Source organism: Rhizobium sp. O111, assembly GCF_055616315.1.
Genome location: NZ_JBSHXL010000001.1, coordinates 281,450 through 300,021 on the forward strand (window position 1 = coordinate 281,450; position 18,572 = coordinate 300,021).

The 18,572-nt window shown below is 60.7% G+C and carries 19 protein-coding genes; 17 read left to right on the plus strand and 2 right to left on the minus strand.

Translation table 11 applies throughout. The features are described from left to right. Positions 1 to 31 precede the first annotated feature (31 nt). The 14 genes from ACVTFQ_RS01440 to ACVTFQ_RS01505 all read left to right on the plus strand — a co-directional run bounded on the left by ACVTFQ_RS01440 (position 32) and on the right by ACVTFQ_RS01505 (position 11,447). On the plus strand, positions 32 to 1,318 hold the full coding sequence (locus tag ACVTFQ_RS01440) for a flagellar hook protein FlgE (RefSeq protein ID WP_047507444.1): 1,287 nt from the start codon (positions 32 to 34) through the stop codon (positions 1,316 to 1,318). Between the two features lie 19 nt (positions 1,319 to 1,337). After that, entirely contained in the window at positions 1,338 to 2,798 is a 1,461-nt protein-coding gene (gene flgK / locus ACVTFQ_RS01445) for a flagellar hook-associated protein FlgK (RefSeq protein ID WP_112436307.1), read from the plus strand. A 4-nt stretch (positions 2,799 to 2,802) separates the two neighbouring features. Beyond that, entirely contained in the window at positions 2,803 to 3,924 is a 1,122-nt protein-coding gene (locus ACVTFQ_RS01450) for a flagellar hook-associated family protein (RefSeq protein WP_081992980.1), read from the plus strand. A 41-nt stretch (positions 3,925 to 3,965) separates the two neighbouring features. Next, positions 3,966 to 4,313: a flagellar biosynthesis regulator FlaF gene (gene flaF / locus ACVTFQ_RS01455; protein WP_112436308.1), complete on the plus strand. Its 348-nt coding sequence runs from the start codon at positions 3,966 to 3,968 to the stop codon at positions 4,311 to 4,313. Beyond that, complete coding sequence (gene flbT / locus ACVTFQ_RS01460; protein WP_018898450.1) at positions 4,310 to 4,759, plus strand: flagellar biosynthesis repressor FlbT; 450 nt, start codon at positions 4,310 to 4,312, stop codon at positions 4,757 to 4,759. The genes flaF and flbT overlap by 4 nt, the downstream gene beginning before the upstream one ends. Further along, positions 4,750 to 5,190 carry a flagellar hook assembly protein FlgD gene (flgD, locus tag ACVTFQ_RS01465; protein ID WP_047507450.1) on the plus strand — a complete coding sequence of 147 codons (441 nt, stop codon included), beginning with the start codon at positions 4,750 to 4,752 and terminating at the stop codon, positions 5,188 to 5,190. The genes flbT and flgD overlap by 10 nt, the downstream gene beginning before the upstream one ends. A 69-nt stretch (positions 5,191 to 5,259) precedes the next feature. Continuing rightward, positions 5,260 to 5,526 carry a flagellar biosynthesis protein FliQ gene (gene fliQ / locus ACVTFQ_RS01470; protein WP_018898452.1) on the plus strand — a complete coding sequence of 89 codons (267 nt, stop codon included), beginning with the start codon at positions 5,260 to 5,262 and terminating at the stop codon, positions 5,524 to 5,526. 87 nt (positions 5,527 to 5,613) lie between these two features. Continuing rightward, positions 5,614 to 7,701: a flagellar biosynthesis protein FlhA gene (flhA, locus tag ACVTFQ_RS01475; RefSeq protein ID WP_047507451.1), complete on the plus strand. Its 2,088-nt coding sequence runs from the start codon at positions 5,614 to 5,616 to the stop codon at positions 7,699 to 7,701. Next, complete coding sequence (gene fliR, locus ACVTFQ_RS01480; protein WP_047507452.1) at positions 7,698 to 8,450, plus strand: flagellar biosynthetic protein FliR; 753 nt, start codon at positions 7,698 to 7,700, stop codon at positions 8,448 to 8,450. Before flhA ends, fliR begins: the two co-directional genes overlap by 4 nt. 4 nt (positions 8,451 to 8,454) lie before the next feature. Then, positions 8,455 to 8,868 (plus strand): hypothetical protein, encoded by a 414-nt coding sequence (locus tag ACVTFQ_RS01485; protein ID WP_047507454.1) that lies wholly within the window; start codon positions 8,455 to 8,457, stop codon positions 8,866 to 8,868. A gap of 32 nt (positions 8,869 to 8,900) precedes the next feature. Then, positions 8,901 to 9,467 carry a rod-binding protein gene (locus ACVTFQ_RS01490; RefSeq protein ID WP_047507456.1) on the plus strand — a complete coding sequence of 189 codons (567 nt, stop codon included), beginning with the start codon at positions 8,901 to 8,903 and terminating at the stop codon, positions 9,465 to 9,467. 17 nt (positions 9,468 to 9,484) lie between these two features. Next, positions 9,485 to 9,850 carry a hypothetical protein gene (locus tag ACVTFQ_RS01495; protein ID WP_018898457.1) on the plus strand — a complete coding sequence of 122 codons (366 nt, stop codon included), beginning with the start codon at positions 9,485 to 9,487 and terminating at the stop codon, positions 9,848 to 9,850. After that, positions 9,850 to 10,383 carry a hypothetical protein gene (locus tag ACVTFQ_RS01500; protein WP_111561713.1) on the plus strand — a complete coding sequence of 178 codons (534 nt, stop codon included), beginning with the start codon at positions 9,850 to 9,852 and terminating at the stop codon, positions 10,381 to 10,383. The genes ACVTFQ_RS01495 and ACVTFQ_RS01500 overlap by 1 nt, the downstream gene beginning before the upstream one ends. Before the next feature lie 251 nt (positions 10,384 to 10,634). Next, positions 10,635 to 11,447 carry a WecB/TagA/CpsF family glycosyltransferase gene (locus ACVTFQ_RS01505; RefSeq protein ID WP_111561714.1) on the plus strand — a complete coding sequence of 271 codons (813 nt, stop codon included), beginning with the start codon at positions 10,635 to 10,637 and terminating at the stop codon, positions 11,445 to 11,447. Between the two features lie 159 nt (positions 11,448 to 11,606). Here the strand turns inward: ACVTFQ_RS01505 and ACVTFQ_RS01510 are convergent, their stop codons facing one another. Further along, positions 11,607 to 12,833 carry an IS701 family transposase gene (locus ACVTFQ_RS01510; RefSeq protein WP_113201027.1) on the minus strand — a complete coding sequence of 409 codons (1,227 nt, stop codon included), beginning with the start codon at positions 12,831 to 12,833 and terminating at the stop codon, positions 11,607 to 11,609. Positions 12,834 to 12,964: 131 nt separating this feature from the next. Here ACVTFQ_RS01510 and ACVTFQ_RS01515 point away from each other — a divergent pair, with 131 nt between their 5' ends. Together ACVTFQ_RS01515 and folD are read left to right on the plus strand one after the other, a co-directional pair. Then, positions 12,965 to 14,764: a GumC domain-containing protein gene (locus tag ACVTFQ_RS01515; protein WP_111561715.1), complete on the plus strand. Its 1,800-nt coding sequence runs from the start codon at positions 12,965 to 12,967 to the stop codon at positions 14,762 to 14,764. A gap of 122 nt (positions 14,765 to 14,886) precedes the next feature. Next, entirely contained in the window at positions 14,887 to 15,786 is a 900-nt protein-coding gene (gene folD, locus ACVTFQ_RS01520) for a bifunctional methylenetetrahydrofolate dehydrogenase/methenyltetrahydrofolate cyclohydrolase FolD (RefSeq protein WP_111561716.1), read from the plus strand. An 11-nt stretch (positions 15,787 to 15,797) separates the two neighbouring features. On the opposite strand, the gene ACVTFQ_RS01525 is transcribed toward folD, so the two are convergent. Next, complete coding sequence (locus ACVTFQ_RS01525) at positions 15,798 to 16,820, minus strand: LacI family DNA-binding transcriptional regulator (protein ID WP_111561717.1); 1,023 nt, start codon at positions 16,818 to 16,820, stop codon at positions 15,798 to 15,800. A gap of 272 nt (positions 16,821 to 17,092) precedes the next feature. On the opposite strand from ACVTFQ_RS01525, the gene ACVTFQ_RS01530 reads away from it, so the two are divergent. Continuing rightward, on the plus strand, positions 17,093 to 18,454 hold the full coding sequence (locus ACVTFQ_RS01530) for an ABC transporter substrate-binding protein (RefSeq protein ID WP_111561718.1): 1,362 nt from the start codon (positions 17,093 to 17,095) through the stop codon (positions 18,452 to 18,454). Positions 18,455 to 18,572 lie beyond the last annotated feature (118 nt).

An 18,572-nucleotide genomic window follows, 5' to 3' on the forward strand; every position in this document is an offset into this window, starting at 1 on the left:
TCAAGCCTACTAAGGGAATCGAGGTTTTCAGATGAGCATTTTCGGCAGCATGAAGACGGCTGTGTCCGGCATGAACGCACAGGCGAACCGCCTCAGCACCGTGGCCGACAACATCGCCAACGTAAACACGTCGGGTTACAAGGCGGTATCGACCGCCTTCTCGTCGCTTGTCCTGCCTTCGAGCTCGGGCAACTACAATTCGGGCGGCGTTCAGACGTCGGTTCGCCAGTCTGTCTCTGCACAGGGCGATATCTCCTACACGACCTCGGGCTACGATCTCGCCATCTCCGGTGACGGCTTCTTCATCGTCCAGAGCCCCGATGGTGTTCCGGTTCTGACCCGCGCCGGCGACTTCACGAAGGACGACGAAGGCAACCTCGTCAACTCCGCCGGCTTCAAGCTGATGGGCTACTCCTACGATTCGGGTGCGCCGGCTGTCGTCGTCAACGGCTTCTCCGGCCTAGTTCCTGTTAACGTCGCCCAGTCCGGGCTGACGGCGATCGCCTCCACGGCTGGTACCTTCGCCGGTAACCTGGATTCTGGCGCCGAAATTGCGACCGGCAACCTGCCGAGCAGCAACACCGCTCCCGTCACCGCTGACACGAAGCAGATCTCGATGGTCGGCTATGACAAGCTCGGCAATACCGTCCAGTACGATTTCTACTTCACCAAGACGGACGCCGAGGTGCCGCCGCCTGCAACGGGCGCAGCAAGCACCTGGGAAGTCGCGGTTTACCGCCATTCCGACGCAACGGTCGGTAGCACGACATCCTTCCCCTATTCGACGGACGCCGTCGGCGGTGGCACGATGGAATTCGATGCGTCGGGCAACCTTGTCTCCGGCAACTCGCTTCTGATCGATGACCCGGTGACGACGGGCCAGATCCAGATGGATCTCTCCGGCTTCACGCAGCTCGCTTCCGACTTCTCCGGCAAGGGTACGCCGAACGGTCAGGCTGCAAGCCCGGTCGACAGCGTCTCGATCGGCAAGGATGGTACGGTCTCGGCAAAGTATGCCGATGGCACCTCCAAGCCGCTCTACCGCATTCCGCTGGCAACCGTCGCAAGCCCCGACAACATGACGCTCATGAGCGGCAACGTCTACAGCGCCAACGGCACCTCGGGCGTCACCGTCACGGGCTTCCCGCAGACAAACGGCTTCGGCTCCATCCAGTCGGGTGCGATCGAAAGCTCGAACGTCGACCTCGCCGGCGAACTGACCGAAATGATCGAATCGCAGCGCAGCTACACTGCCAACTCCAAGGTGTTCCAGACGGGTTCCGACATCATGGACGTCCTCGTCAACCTCAAGAGATAAGTAGGGTAACGGGTTAGCCATGTCGCTTACATCAGCACTGAACACCGCGCAGAGCATATTCAACAATACCGGCACTCAGAGCAGTGTCGTATCGAACAATATCTCGAACTCCAGCAACAGCGATTACGTGCGCCGTCAGGCGATGGTCACGACCTCGCTGAACGGTGCGCAGGTTGTAAAGATCAGCAGGGCGCAAGAAGACGCCCTGATGCGGCAGTGGCTGAAGGCAAGCGCCGGTGATAGCGCTCAGCAGAACTTGCTGAGCGGCCTCACCGACCTGAAGTCGGTGCTCGGCGGCAATGATTACGAGACGTCGCCGGCCACCTATCTCTCGACCTTCCAGCAGAAACTCCAGGCGTTCCGCACGTCGCCGAGCAGCGCGATTGCGGCGCAGAGTGCCGTCACGGCGGCGCAGGACGTCACCAACTCGTTGAACGACGCGACCAAGTCGGTCCAGCTTATCCGCCAGAACGCGGACAAGGAGATCTCGACCCAGGTCAACACGCTGAACACGCTGCTCGCGCAGTTCAAGACGGCCAACGATGCCGTCAAGGGCGCGACCGCCAGCGGCAGCAACCCGGCCGATGCGCTCGACGAGCGCGACAAGCTGCTGAAGCAGATTTCCTCGATCGTCGGCGTCAAGACCGCCGATCGCGCCAATGGCGACATGGCGCTCTATACGAATGACGGCACGGTCGTCTTCGACACCATTCCGCGCGCGGTCACCTTCGTGTCGCAGGAAACCTACACGACCGGAACGAAAGGCAACGGCGTCTACATCGACGGCGTGGCGCTCACCAGCGGGCAGGGGTCCACGACCACGGCTCAGGGCAGCCTTCAGTCCCTGCTGCAGATTCGCGACGACGTCGCTCCGACCTTCCAGTCGCAGCTCGATGAAGTCGCAAGGTCGCTGGTGACGATGTTCTCGGAAACCGACGGCGCGACGACCGAGCCGGGCCTCTTCGTCTGGAAGACGTCGACGGGCCTCGATGGCGATACGCCGACGACCACGGATGTCATCAACGGCATCGCAGGTACGATTACGGTAAACACAGCGGTAATCACCAGCCAGGGTGGCGATCCGATGAAGCTGCGCGACGGCTCCATCACCGGATTGACCAACCTGAACACGGAAGGCGCGAGCGGTTTCTCCGACAACCTCGATGACCTCTACACCGCGCTGGGCTCGGCACAGACGTTCTCTTCGGACGCCGGAATCTCCTCGAATGTCAGCATCATCAGCTACGCGCAGAATTCGGTCGGCTGGCTCGAACAGATGCGAAGCGACGCAACGACAGCATCGGAAAATACAACCGCGGCCCTCTCGCGCTCAACCGAAGCGTACTCAAATGAGACAGGCGTCAACCTTGACGAGGAACTGACACTGCTGCTTGATATTGAGCAGTCTTACAAGGCGGCGACGAAGATATTGAACGCCGTCAACGAGATGTACCAGTCGCTGCTGGACATTGCGAGGTAAGCCCATGAAAAGTTCATTTATTTCGAGTTCGGCTATTCAAAACGCGATGCGACTGACCATTCGCCAGTCGCAGACCCAGCTCGTCAAATCCTCGCTTGAAGCCACGACCGGTGTCTACGCTGATATCGGTGCCTCGCTGGGCTCGGGTGCCGCCAAGAGCGTGAATTTCAGCGCGGAAGTCACCCGCATCCAGGCGCTGAAGGGCAGCAACTCGGTTGTATCCGGCCGTCTCGAAGCATCCCAGCTTGGTTTGACCAGCATGAAGACGGCCGGCGATGCGCTCGTCTCGAAGCTGACGGCGCTGCAGGGCAGCCAGGACAACACCAGCATCACCGTTGCCATGCAGTCGGCGGGCGATGCGCTGTCGTCGCTGATGGATACCGGCAACTCCATGCTCAACGGCGAATATCTCTTCTCCGGCATCAACACCGATATCCAGCCGCTGACCGACCAGACGGATGCCGCGACCACCGCGATCCAGACCAATCTCGATGCCTGGGCAAGCAGCCTCGGCAAGACCAAGTCCGAACTGACCGGCGACGAGATGGACACGTTCATCTCCAACTTCGTCGAGCCGATGTTCTCGCAGGATACGCTGAATGCGACCTCGACGCCGCTGCCGTTCCCGCCTACGGGCGTTGGCGCGCCGACCCCGCCATTGGCCTACGTGACACCGCCGGCATGGGCCGACTGGTCGAGCGCGTCGAACCAGAACATGACGAGCCGGATCAGCAACTCCGAGACCGTCACGTCCTCGACCAATTCGAATTCCGAAGGCATGCGCTACTTCGCGCTCGCGTCAATCACCGTTTCGGCGCTCGCCGGCACCGGCCTCAGTGGCGACGCATTGGCGATGACCACGTCGAAGGCAATCGGCTACGCCGCGCAGGGCACCACCGGCATCGTCACCCAGGCGAGCCAGCTCGGTCTTTCCCAGGAGCGCGTCACGAAGGCCAACGACGCCCTCGATGCGCAGTCCAGCATCATTCAGAACAAGCTCGTCGACCTTCAGGGCGTCGATCAGTCGGAAGCGTCCACACTGGTCAACACCCTGCAGACGCAGCTCGAAACCGCATACACGATCGTTTCAAAAATTCAGCAGTTGAGCCTCGTGAACTACCTCTGATGATCAGCGGTAGAAGTACAAGTACAAAGAAGGATGCATGAATGTATCAGTTCTCTTACGCCGAGGTCATGCAAGACTCGGTGGCCGATGCCAAGGAGCGGGAACGTCAAGTTCTCGACCGTTCCATCGAGCTGCTCGCGCTTGCACGGGACAAAGAGAAGTATGGCCGTGAGGCTATCGATGCATTGTTTTACACCCGACGTGTTTGGGTGAGCTTTATCGAAGACCTCAAGCATCCGGACAATCAGCTCGAAGTTCGGTTGCGCGCCAATCTGATCTCGATCGCTATTTGGATCTTGAAAGAAAGCGACCGGATCCGGAAACGGCAGTCGACCAACTTTCAAGGCATTATTGACGTTACCACCATCATCAGGGATGGACTTAAATGAAAAGCACGCTTCGTATCTCGCTAAAAGCCGGGGAAAAGATCTTCATCAACGGTGCGGTTTTGCGCGTCGATCGCAAGGTCGCGCTGGAATTCCTGAATGATGTAACGTTCCTTCTGGAAAACCACGTTCTCCAGCCGGAAGACGCGACAACGCCTCTGCGCCAGCTCTACTTCATCGCGCAGATGATCCTGATCAACCCGGAGGGCAAGGATCAGTCGACGGCGATGTTCCGCAAGTCGGTGACGATGCTTCTCACCTGCTTCAAGAACGAGGAAGTTCTGGCCGAGCTGAAGCGCATCGACGGTCTGGTTTCGACCGGCCGCGCCTTCGACGCTCTCAAGGCCATCCGCGGCCTCTATGTTATCGAGGACAACATTCTGAACAACCAGGAAATGCACCCTGCAATGGTTGAGCAGATTCGCAAGGAGATCGCACCATGGCGGTAGGCGCAACCGGTTCCGCGACAACGACGCAGAACACCTCATCGACGACGTCGACCGCTCAGCAGAAGGCGACGCTCAACTACGACAACTTCCTGCAGCTCCTCATCGCCCAGATGAAGAACCAGGATCCGACGGAGCCCGTCGATGCCAGCCAGCAGATGGCGCAGCTCGCCAGCTTCTCGCAGGTTGAGCAGACGATCCAGACCAACACCAAGCTGGACACGCTTCTGGCAAGCTCGAGCCTGACGCAGGCCAGCAGCTACGTCGGCAAGTACATGACCAGCGCCGATGGCTCCGTGGCCGGCACCGTCGATTCTGTAAAAGTGTATTCCGACGGAATTATCGCGACGACCACCGATGGGAAGAGTATTCTCGTCCAGGCGGGAATCACTGTCGCCGATAAGGCACCGGCTTCGACCACGACCGGTAGCTGATCGACAAGAAACTGAACGACGGTCCGGCCGGGTTTCGGACGGACCGAAAGGCGATATGAGGTTGCCTGGATGAATGAAGCTGACGCACTCGATCTGTTCCAGGCGGCGATCTGGACTGTTCTCGTTTCCGCCGGGCCGGCCGTTGCCGCGGCGATGATCGTCGGTCTCGTTATCGCGCTGTTCCAGGCGCTGACCCAGGTCCAGGAAGCAACGCTCACCTTCGTCCCGAAGATCGTCGCGGTTCTGGTGACGATTGGCATCTCCGCTCCTTTCGTCGGCTCGCAGATCTCTATCTTCACCAATCTCGTCTTCTCGCGCATCCAGTCCGGCTTCTGAGCCACCCTCGCGCAAGCTTCGCCATTTAACTATCGATCCGAATTCTGGGCATCATGCCCGTACATCTCATGACGAGACGGAATCGATATGGCGCAACCACCCGCACTCCCCCTTCCGAAAGCCGGCCCCAGCCTGCGTGACGTTGGCTTTGCCCTTGGCATTGTCGTCATCATCTGCGTGCTCTTCCTGCCGATCCCGCCGTTCCTCATCGATATGGGCCTGGCGTTCTCGATCGCGCTGTCCGTGCTGATCCTGATGGTCGCGTTGTGGATCCAGAAGCCGCTCGAGTTCTCGTCCTTCCCGACCATCCTGCTGATCGCCACGATGACGCGTCTATCGCTGAACATCGCGACGACGCGCGTCATTCTCTCGCACGGCAACGAAGGCCACGATGCGGCGGGCGGCGTCATCGCCGGCTTCGCGAGCCTAGTTATGTCGGGCGATTTCGTGATCGGTCTGATCGTCTTCCTGATCCTGATCACCATCAACTTCATCGTCATCACCAAGGGCGCCACCCGTATCGCGGAAGTCGGCGCCCGCTTCACCCTCGACGCCATCCCCGGCAAGCAGATGTCGATCGACGCCGATCTCTCGGCCGGTATCATCGATGAGCGCGAGGCGCAGCGCCGCCGTAAGGAACTCGAAGAGGAAAGCTCCTTCTTCGGTGCCATGGACGGTGCGTCCAAGTTCGTGCGCGGCGACGCCATCGCCGGCCTCCTGATCACCGCCATCAACGTCTTCGGCGGCATCATCATCGGCTACTTCCGCCACGGCATGCCGATCGGCGAAGCGGCCGACGTCTTCGTCAAGCTCTCCGTCGGCGACGGTCTGGTGTCGCAGATGCCGGCCCTCATCATCTCGCTGGCCGCCGGTCTTCTCGTTTCGCGCGGCGGCACCGTCGGTTCGACCGACAAGGCCGTCGTCGATCAGCTGAGCGGTTATCCGCGCGCGCTGTCGGTCTCCGCCGTGCTGATGATCGTTCTTGGCCTCATGCCCGGCCTGCCGTTCATCCCGTTCATGTTCCTCGGTGGCGTTCTCGCCTTTGGCGCCTGGTTCATCCCGCGCCAGATCGATGCGGAAAACAAGATTCTGCGCGAGCAGGAAGAAAAGAAGGTCGTCGAGAACAAGGAACTGGAGAAGGACTCGGTCAAATCAGTGCTGCGCACCTCGGAAATCGAGCTCGCACTCGGCAAGATGGTCTCCTCACGCCTTCTCGGCGCCCACCAGGAACTCGCCTTCCGCGTCGGCAAGATGCGCAAGAAGTTCGCGACCCAGTACGGCTTCGTCGTTCCGGAAATCAAGGTCACTGACGATATCGCCATCACCGAGAAGTCCTACCAGATCCGCATCCACGGCACGACGGTCGCCTCCAACGAGCTGCGCGTCGGCGAAGTGCTCGTCGTCACAGGCTCCGGCCGCAAGCCGCGCGTGCCGGGCGACGAGATCCGCGAACCCGCTTTCGGCATGCCCGCCGTCTCGGTGCTTGAGGCCTTCACGGAAGATCTGAAGCGCGAAGGCTTCCAGCCGATCGACAACGTCTCCGTCGTCCTGACGCACATGAGCGAAGTCATCCGCAACAACCTGCCGGCGCTTCTCTCCTACAAAGATCTGAAGGTCCTGATCGATCGCCTCGATCCCGAGTACAAGAAGCTTGCCGACGAGATCTGCTCCTCGCACATGTCCTATTCGGGTCTGCAGGCCGTGCTGAAGCTGCTGCTTGCCGAGCGCGTCTCGATCCGCAACCTGCATCTCATCCTCGAAGCCGTGGCCGAACTTGCCCCGCATGTCCGCAAGACCGAGCAGATCGTCGAACATGTTCGCGTGCGCATGGCGCAGCAGCTCTGCGGCGACCTTGCCGATAACGGCGTGCTTCGCGTGCTGCGCCTCGGCAGCAAGTGGGACCTCGCCTTCCACCAGGCGCTGAAGCGCGACAACAAGGGCGAAGTCGTCGAATTCGACATCGATCCGCGCATGCTCGAGGAGTTCAGCGAGCAGGCGAGCAAAGTTATCCGTGAATTCATGGATCGCGGCCTGCCTTTCGCCCTTGTCACCTCGCCGGAAACACGGTCCTATGTGCGCATGATCATCGAACGCCTGTTCGCCACGCTCCCGGTTCTCTCGCATGTGGAACTGGCAAAGGGCATCGAGATAAAGATTCTAGGCTCTATTTCATGATAACTGACCCGCAAGGGACCGTGTTGGCGCTCTTTCTGATCTTCTGCAGGATCGGTGGCTGTGTGCTGACAATGCCGGGTTTTTCCTCGGCGCGTATCCCTTCGGTCTTGCGAGTCTTCATCGCCGGCGCGCTGTCGCTGGCGATCATGCCGGTGCTCTGGGACACGGTCTATCCGGCCGTCCGCACCTCGAACGCGACCTATATCGGCTTCATCTTCAGCGAATCGCTGATCGGCGTGATGTTCGGCATGCTGGCCCGCCTCTATACGCTGGGCCTCCAGTTCGCCGCCAACATCGCCGCCATGATGATCGGCTATACCCAGCCGAGCGCCGCCGATATCTTCGAAGAGGGCCAGGAAAGCGCCATCGCGGGCTTCATCATCTTCGCCGGCATGATGATTCTCTTCATGATGGACTTCCATCACATCGTCTTCAGGGCCCTGATCGATTCCTACACATCGATGCCGTTTGGCGGCGCCATGCAGATGCGCGCCACGCTGATCTCGTTCGCCGACACGCTGTCGACCACGACATTCATCATGCTGCGCCTCGCAAGCCCGTTCTTGATCTACGGCCTGCTGTTCAACGTCGCGATCGGCTTCATCAACAAGCTGGCGCCGCAGATCCCGGTTTACTTCATCTCCACGCCTTATCTACTGTTCGGCGGCCTCTTTCTGTTCTATTTCGCCGTCGCGGCGATGATCAGCCAGTTCGGCCAGTCGTTCACCAGCGTGTTTATCGGGCAGTAGGCGGATGGCTGAAAAGACGCGCTCAGACAAGCTCAAACGCCTCGTCGCCGTCCAGCGGCATCTCGAACAGATGGCGGAATTCGATCTCGCCGAGACCACGCGCCAGCGCGCCGAAGTCAGCGAAGAGATGGACAGTGTGATCCATGCACTCGGCTCGATGGATCCGGTGCATCACGCCTTCTCGCAGGGCTATGCTGATCGTTTCAACCGGCTTGGCATCAAGGACAAGCAGTTGAACGGCATGCAGGAAGTTCACCAAATGCGCGTTCAGCAGGAGCGCGCCAAGGGCGACCGTCTCGAAGACGGCATGCGCGAAGCGCTCGAAGACGAGCGCCGCGAGGCCGATGACAACGCGGTCTATGATATCATCGATCAAAAATACGGTACGCCAGCCTCCAGCAAGCTTCAAAACTCATAATCCCCTCGATCTGAAATCAAGAGGATTATGACGTGGCGATTTCACCCCCGAGTGATCTGGTGCTGGATGTTGTCAAGGCGGCCGACCCCATGGAGGTTCAGGCCGCTCAAGAAAAACTGAAGGCAAACCAGGCTGCATTCGCGGCCAATAGCCTTGCCGAAGCAGGCAAGGGCTTCACCTCGGCGGTGGACATTCTCGACCGCGCCTCCAACAAGGCGGGCTTGAGCGACGTTCAGAATCGCACCGGCAAGACGGAAGAAGTTCCCGAGACCTATCGCAAGTTCGAAGCGATGGTGCTGCAGAACTTCATCAAGAACATGCTGCCCAACGAGAGCGAAGACGTCTACGGCAAGGGCGCCACGGGCGACATCTGGAAGGGCATGATGGCCGAACAGCTGGGCAATACCATCGCCAAGGGCGATGGCATCGGCGTTGCCAAGCAGCTCTATCACGATGCCTTGAAGAAACAGGAAGGCAGGGTCGTCAATGCCTCTACCGACCAGGATGACCGCAATGCAGCGGTCAGCATGATCAATGAAATTCAGCGCCAGACATTTGGCGTGACATCGACGGACAACAAGTCCGCAAACGACGCCTAAGGGAATCGAGGAGAACAATGGAAATAATCTCGAACGAATACCGTATCAAATCGGTTCTTGGACGCCTGGAAATGATCATCGACAACGAGAACACGCGTATCGGCAGCGATCCGCAGTTCGATCTCAAGGTGTCGAATGCCCACAAGAGCCGCTGCCTCTATGAGCTGTCGATGCTCTTCAGCGATACGGACCCCAAGGAACTCGCTGCCTCGCACCTCGAGCAGCTGCATGGCCTGAAGGAAAAGCTGGCGCTCAACGCCCGTCGTGTTGAGGCTCATCTCGAAGCCGTGCGCACGGTTGCCGATCTCCTGAAGAACGCGGTTCAGGATGCGGATGCCGACGGCACCTATTCCCAGGAACAGTTCCTGGCGCGTGAACACTGATGGTTAAACTCGTTCTTACAGGCGTCTGGGTCTGCGTGATCACGTTGGCGGCGGTCTATATGTCGGTGCATCTGGCAACGGCGCCGGCGCCCGCGCCCGATCAGTCGAAGCAGAGCCTTGTCGAGCTTGTAAAGGGCGAGTCCATCACCATCCCTGTTGTCCACGAGGGCGCGGTCAGCGGCTACTTCCTCGGCAAGATATCCTTCATGGTCAACAAGGAGATGCTCAAGGGCGCGACCCTGCCGCTCACCGAGATGACCACCGACGAACTCTTCTCGCTGCTCGTCGGCAACAAGATGGTCGATATATCGAACATGAAGGCATTCGATCCGATTGCCTTCCGCGACATGATCAAGAAAGACCTCAACACGCACCTGGGCGGCGAATATATCGACCAGGTTCTGCTGGAGCAGCTTGATTATCTCTCCAAGGAAGAGGTCGCAGCCAACGCCTCCGGCCAGCCGAAGAAAACCGGCAAGCCTGTCAATGTCGTGCCGCCAGAGCCCGTCAAGGACCCGGCCGCCGGCGGTTGACGCCCGCTTATCGTCGCGGTGTGGCCTCATCGCCGCGACCAGCCATCCGCGATGGTTAACAAATCCCTGATATCGCTGAGCAAAGTCGACAGGTTTTCCTAAAGGTTGTTTGAGGGCGCCCTGTTATACCGTCCCGTGATGGGCCGACATGCGCGCCGCATTCCAGATTTGGAAGCCGGCGCCTGATCCCAGGCAGACCTCAGTGTTACCGGGATCTCCGAGCCATGAAGCATTATCGTCAGGAAGCGGGAATGAATCTGATCGCGAATTTCGCGGTCCTCGCCTCTCGTCGCGCCATTTTCGATCTGCCTGTCTGCGATCTCGGCTGGGATGACGCGCTCGTCTTCATCAACGAGCTCCTGTCCATGCCCGTTGGCCAGACGTCGATCTCCTTCGTCAACGCGCACAACATGCTCCTGGCGCTGCGCGACGAAGAGTATCGCGACATCCTCTCGCAGAACCTCGTCCTGCCCGATGGCATCGGCCTCAACATCGCCTCGCAGATCGCCCACGGATCGCCTTTCCCGGCCAATCTGAACGGCACCGATTTCGTGCCCGCGCTGCTGACCTTCATGGAGCAGCCGCGCCGCATAGGCCTGATCGGCGGCACACGTGCCGTGGTCGAGCGCGCAGCATCCAATTTCCGCCGGCATGCGCCCTGGCATGAATTCGTCGTCATCTCCGATGGCTTCTTCGACAAGACCGATCCGTCCGCCGTCGTCGCCGAGATCGCGGCGCAGGATCTCGACATCATCATCGTCGGCATGGGTACGCCCTTGCAGGAAAAATGGGCCTACAAGCACATTCGCGCCGATCACGCGCGCCTGGTGCTCACCGTCGGCGCTCTCTTCGATTTCGTCTCCGGCTCGGTGCCGCGCGCGCCCAAGCTGGTGCGCTCGATGCGTCTGGAATGGGCCTATAGGCTCGTCCAGGAACCCGGTCGGCTCTGGCGCCGCTACGCGCTGGGCATCCCGGTCTTCCTCTATCACGTCGCCAAGTACCGGTTCAGCCGGCGCAAGGTGATCATGAAGCGCTCGGAAATCGGCGAAGCCGGTCGCGATTGAGTGAAAATTAACCTTTTGTTTGCCAAGCCTGTTTAGCACTACTTTGGCAGAATTAAAATTTCGCTTTGAAGATGCCGTTGGCAGTGCGGACATCGGATTTGTACTGTCGGTATAGCAAGCGCATTTATCACGGCCCGGCGGATGGCAGGCAAGGTCGGCTCAGGTGGTCCACGACGAACTCGCCGCTTCTTTTTTTTCCCGCTTTGCAGTCTGCAATCTTTGGTGCTGGAGGAAGGCATAGGCGATCATCGTCATCAGAGCGTGTCGGTGCAGTCCTTGCCATGATCGGCCTTCGAAGTGATCGAGACCAAGCTCCTCTTTCATCTGCTGGTGCGCCTGCTCGCAAACCCATCTCGCCTTGATGGCGGACGCCAGCACTTTCAAAGTCGCATCGGCTGGTAAGTTGGAGAGGTAGTATTTGCGCTCGTCGTTTGATCGCCACTCGCCAACCAGCCAGGCTTCCTCACCCGGCATGTGCTGTTGTCCCTTGTCGAGAATACGTTGCGGCGTACCGTCGGCGATCCGGATGCGCAATGCCGCAAAACGTGCTGTCAGGCGACCTTTTGTACCATGCCTCCAACTAACCTTTTTCCAGCGTGCAGAAGTCAGCATCGTTTCTGCGGCAACCGACAGGGTGTCGGGGATCGAATGCTTGCGAGGACGGCCATGACCGGCGACGGGAAAGATCAATCCGACATCATAGGGATAGACCTTCTGATGCTTGGGGATGCCGACCGCCCAGGTGAGGCCGCGGCCACTCAATCCCTTTCGGAAGGCCGCCGACAGGCCGTAGCCTGCGTCAGCCAGAACTGTGCCGAACCGGACACCCGCCACGATCAACCGATCGATCTCGGCAAGAGCGATCTCCGGCTTCGTACGAGACGTTCGCATGCTGTCTGGAACACCGGCCCTTGCCATGCGCTGCTGATCACCGATCCAGCTTTCAGGCAGGAACAAACGCAAGCCCACCGGGACCGGCACCTCGTCTCGCGCAAGCGTCACTGACACCAATGTCTGGCAATTTGCTCTCTTGCCCAGCATTGAAGCATATTGCGGAGCGACACCGACCGAGTGGTCGCCCTTCTTCGGCAAACCGGTGTCATCGATCACCAGAAACGCATCGGATGCACCCACGATCCTGTCCGCCTGTCGCGCGAGTTCAGTCTCAAGAGGCGCTGAATCCCAAAGGCCATCAGAAATGAAATGGTGGAGGCGGTCGTACTGGCCTGGAGCAAACCGCTCGGCCATCGGCTCGATGCTCTTGCGGTCACCGGGACCGATCAGCCCAGACACATAAAGTGGACACATCTGTCGTCGTTTCTTGTGTCCAAGCTTCTCCAGAAACGGCTGCAAAAATGCCGAAAGATCCGAATCCCAATCCGTCATGTCCCGCCCTCGATAAAGAGAGCCACAATCATCTCAAACGTGCCTTGCCCGAATCTGCCAAAGTAGTGTTAGGCTCGATTAACCACACGCGACTGCGATGGGTTCGATCGTTCCATGCACGAGACTTGGTGATGCGCGAAAATCATTCGAGACGTCCCACCCATTCATGGCCATCCCAGCCGAAGGATGAAGCCGGCTCGAACGGCTTTTCCAGCGGCCGTTATCAGGATGAAATGGCCGTGCCGGAAGCCGAGCTGCTGCGGGTCATCGAACGGGCTCTGCAAGCGCAGCGGATGCCGGAACTTGAGCAACCCGCGCCGCATGACACCACCGCGCCTCTCGTCAGCCGCATCGAAACCATCCTCGGCAAAAGGCTTGAGGCCGCCAACGATACCGCCACGACGCCAAATCCGCCCATCGATGATGCCGCCCCCAGCACCGCCGCCGTCTTGGACGATGCAGCGATGGACGACCTGATCGACGATCTGGCCGCACAGGAATTCCACGTCGAACCGACATCGCATCCGGCCGTCGAGCATCCGGCCCCGGCATCGCCGCGCAGCGGCCGCTCGCTAATCGCGGCCGGCGCACTATGCGCATTGGGCGCGCTTGGCGGAACGCTGATCCCAAGCGAGCCATCCGGCTTTCGGGCACAAGGCCTGCTCGGCGTCGAAGGCCCGACCAAGGACCATCAGGCGCTGGTCAGCGCCACCCACGATGCACTGATCTCGCAGAAAACCATCGCCATGGCCGTCGCCAAGTTGCAGCTCGACCGCGACGCCGAGTTCGCCGGCGCAAGCGGCAGTGCGTTCAATGTCGCGGTCGATCTCCTCTCCGCAAGCGGCGCCGCCGCCGATCCCGTCTCGCGCGCCGAAGCATCTCTGGCCGCCGCCATTCGCGCTTCCGCCGATCCGAAATCGGGAACCATCGGCTTCAGCGTCACGACAGCAAGTGCGGCGAAATCCGCGCGCATCGCGTCCTATCTCGTCTCGACCGTCGCCCATCCGATATCAGCGGCAAGCGTCAACGACGGCGCGGTGAAGAAGGCAAGTGCGATGGCAGACGCCGATCTCAAGGCATTCACCAAGCAGAACGGCGAGGGCAATGTTGAGGTCGCAACCAGACTGCAGCAGCAGCTTGTGCAGGCTAACGAAACCTTGAAGGACGCACAGCAGAAGGTCGTGGCGGCGAAGACGCGCGCCGACCTGCTGAAGACCGCAACCGCTGACGACGCGCTGACAGGTGCGCTCGCCGCGGACATCACCTCACCGGCGCTGGATGACCGACGCGGCCGCTATGCCGTCGCCAAGTCGACGCTCGCACAGCTTGCCGCCAACCTCGGCCCCCGGCACCCGCGCCTGATTGCCCAGCAGGCCGAAGTCGATGGCCTGCGCGCCAGCATCGGCCAGGAACTCGGCAGGCTGTCGCGCGATGCCGCCGACGAAGTCAAATCAACGGTCGCCGCCGTCAGGCAGCTTGGCGACCAGCGCAACACGCTGATCGCGCAAAGCCGCGACACCGGCGTCGATCTCGCCAAGCTGACGGAACTGCGCGAGAAATCCGCGGTCGCGCGCCAGCGTCTCGAAGATCAGCTGAGCACCGGCGCGATCGGCACGGATGGCGCCCATGTCCAGGTCATCAAGGCGCCCGTGGTCACGGCCATCGAACCGGGCCGCAGCCCGTGGCTTGCCCCCGCACTCGGCGCGCTCGCCGGTCTTGCATTCGGCCTCGCCGGTTTCCGCAGACGCGTGGATACGGGCAATGCCGTCGCGCATGTCGAGCCCGTTGCTGCGATCGAGCCGTTGGTCGACATCCCGCCCGCATCCGTGCCGGAGCCCGTGGTCGAGGACGCCAGCGACGAGGTCGAAATCCTGCGCGCCGAGATCGCCGCCATGCGCGATCGCCTGCGCTCCTACGCGCAGACGGCCTGATCGTCGTTCAACTGCGACATGATTGTTCTTGCATTTCTCGTTTCAGGCAGGATAGGGCGTGGACGGGCAAATTGTGTCTGATGCCGCCGACTAGAATGGCGGGTAATGGCAGGGAGACGGTCTTGGCGACAGTAATCGACGGTAAACAGGTTGCAGCTTCGGTCATCGACACGGTGAAGGCGGCGACCGCGGCATTGGACAAGCAGAGCGGCATTCAGGCCGGTCTCGCGGTCATCATCGTCGGCGACGATCCGGCAAGCCATGCCTATGTGGGCTCCAAGAGCAAGATGGCCAAGGAATGCGGCTTCAAGTCCGTGCAGCACACGCTCCCCGTCGAGACGACGCAGGAAGACCTAGCCGCGCTGGTAGCCTCGCTGAACGCCGATGACACGATCCACGGCATCCTCGTGCAGCTGCCGTTGCCCAAGCACCTGAATTCCGACCCGATCATCCAGTCGATACTGCCTGAAAAAGATGTCGATGGCCTTCACGTCGTCAACGCCGGCAAGCTGGCGGTCGGCGATCTTGAGACCGGCCTCGTTTCCTGCACGCCTGCCGGCGCCATGGTCTTCGTGCGCCGCACGCATGGCGAGGATCTCTCCGGCCTCAACGCTGTTGTCGTTGGTCGTTCCAATCTGTTCGGCAAGCCGATGGCGCAGCTTCTGCTCAACGCCAACGCCACCGTGACCATCGCGCATTCCAGAACCAAGGATCTGCCTGCCGTGTGCCGCAACGCCGATATTCTGGTTGCCGCCGTCGGCCGTCCCGAGATGGTCAAGGCCGATTGGGTCAAGCGCGGCGCTACCGTCATCGACGTCGGCATCAATCGCATCGCAGCGCCCGAAAAGGGTGAGGGCAAGACGCGCCTCGTCGGCGATGTCGCCTTCGCCGAGGCCGCTGAAGTCGCGGATGTCATCACCCCGGTTCCCGGTGGCGTCGGTCCGATGACCATCGCCATGCTGATGGCCAACACCGTGATCGCCGCGCACCGCGCCGCCGGCCAGACGCCGCCGAAGTTCTGATCGAAACAGACTTAGCGCGGCGCGGCGCCCGTCGACGCCCGCACGATCAGCTCCGTCTTCCACAATTCCTGTTCGGGGAAGGGGCCGTCCTGCTTGACGGTCCCGATCAGCCGCTCGGCGATCCGGACACCCGCCGCGCGCAGCGATGAGCGCGTCGTCGTCAGCGGCACGGAGAAATTCTCCGGCTTCAGATGCGGCAGCACGTCGTCATGGGCGATCAGCGAAATATCCTCGCCAAGCTTCAGTCCCGCCTGCGTCACCGCGCGGATGGCGCCGAGTGCCAGGACCGTGCTGGAACAGAGAATGGCCGTCGGCGGCTCCGGTAGCTGCAGAAAGCGCTCCATGGCGAATTGCCCGTGCTCGTCGGTCATTGACATGTGGCTGGTGCAGTTGTCCGGCAGCTCCAGTCCGCGCTCGGCAAGCGCCGAGACGACGCCCTTCTTGCGCCGGATCGCGAAATCCAGATGCTCCGGCCCGTTCAGCAGGCAGAAGCGTGTGTGCCCGAGCTGCAGCAGCAGCCGCGTCGCATCGTAGAAGGCGCCCTCGTTGTCGATGTCGAGATAGGGGTAATCTGGCTCGATCCCGAAAGAGCGGCCATGCACGAGAAACGGCATGGAAAGCGATTTCAGGAGCGGCAGCCGGGGATCGTGGCCGCGCATATAGGCGACGAACAGCGCATCGACATTGCCGCTGATCGCCAGTCGCCTCAGCGCGCCCACCTCGTCGTCGGGATCGGCCGGCATGATCACGAAATGAAAGTCGTGCCTTACCGCTTCCTCGCCCAGCCCGGTCAGGAATTCGCCGAAATGCACGTCGGAATAATGCCCGGGCGCGGTGGGCATGACGAGGCCGATCGAACCCGCCTTGCCGGTCGCGAGCCGCTGCGCGGCCTTGTTGGGACGATAGCCGGTCTCCTGCACGGCGCGCAGCACGCGCTCGCGTGTCGCCTCGTTGACCTCGGGATAGCCGTTCAGCGCACGGCTCACCGTCGTCTGGGACAGGCCCAGCATTTCCGATAGCTGTTTCAGATTCACGTGTTAAACTTCCTCCAACGCCTTGGAGGTCATGTCTCCCAAATGGCATCCAAAGCGCTTTTAGCAATGTAGCAGCTGCGCGGCTTGACTCAAGAAAAATCGCTCCATATTGCCCCATAGGCGTTGCTGCATTGCGATATCCAAAGGCCTCAAGCCGGGTTTTGCGAATTGCCTTGACTCTTTTATGCCGAAAGTGAAATGAGTTCGTTGTCAAAGCGCTTTGGAATTTCGGTTGCAGGGCGTGATTGGGATTGTGATGGGAGGTTGATCACATGAAAAAGTCATTTTTGATGGGCGTTGCCGTGGCAGCGCTTCTGGCCGGCGGCGCGTCCGCAGCCGATCTGAAATTCGCGCCGGGTGAGGACGCCAAGTTCAACTGGAAGAGCTACGATGACTTCAAGGCGGCCAATGCCGACCTCAAGGGTCAGGAACTGACGATCTTCGGTCCGTGGCGCGGCGAAGACGAAACGCTGTTCCGCAGCATTCTTGCCTACTTCACCGAGGCGACCGGCATCGACGCCAAATATTCGTCCTCGGAAAACTACGAACAGCAGATCGTCATCGACACGCAGGCCGGTTCGCCGCCGAACATCGCGATCCTGCCGCAGCCGGGCCTTCTGGCTGATCTCGCCAGCAAGGGCTTCCTTTCGCCGCTCGGCGATGAGAACTCCAAGTGGATCAAGGACAATTACGGCGCCGGCGACAGCTGGGTCGGCTACGGCACCTACAAGGGCAAGGACGGCAAGGACGCCTTCTTCGCTTTCCCCTACAAGGCCGACGTGAAGTCGCTGGTCTGGTACGTGCCTGAAAACTTCAAGGAAGCGGGCTACAAGGTCCCGACCACGATGGAAGAGCTGCAGGCGCTCTCCGAGCAGATCGTCAAGGACGGCGGCGTTCCGTGGTGCATCGGTCTCGGTTCCGGCGGCGCCACCGGCTGGCCGGCGACCGACTGGATCGAAGACCTGATGCTGCGCATGCAGCCGCCGGAAGCCTACGACAAGTGGACCACCAACGAACTGAAGTTCGATGATCCCGCAGTCGTCTCCGTCATCGACGAGTTCGGCAAGTTCGCCAAGAACGAGGCTTATGTCGATGGTGGCGTCAAGGCTGTGGCCTCGACCGACTTCCGCGATAGCCCGAAGGGCCTCTTCGCCGTGCCGCCGAAGTGCTACATGCACCACCAGGCGTCCTTCATCCCGTCCTTCTTCCCTGAAGGAACGAAGATGGGCCAGGATGCCGACTTCTTCTACATGCCGACCTTCGCCTCGCATCCCGAACTCGGCAAGCCGGTTCTGGGCGCTGGCACGCTGGTCACCATCGCCAAGGACTCCAAGCCCGCCCGCGCCTTCGTGGAATTCCTGAAGACGCCGATCGCACATGAAGTCTGGATGGCGCAGTCGAGCTTCCTGACCCCGTACAAGGGCGTCAACACGGCCGCCTACGCCAACGAGCAGATGAAGCGCGAAGGCGAAATCCTGACGACGGCAACGACGTTCCGCTTCGACGGTTCCGACCTGATGCCCGGCAAGATCGGCGCCGGCGCCTTCTGGACCGGCATGGTCGATTTCGTCGGCGGCAAGTCCGCTCAGGATACCGCCAAGGAAATCCAGAGCGCCTGGGACGGCATCAAGTAACATCGCCTGATCTCCATGCCGCCTGATCTGGCGGCATGGATTTAATGCCTGGCCGGACGCCATCAAACGCGCCGGCCATCGCCGCCTCTTGCGCCCGCAGCAAGCGTGCCCGGCCATT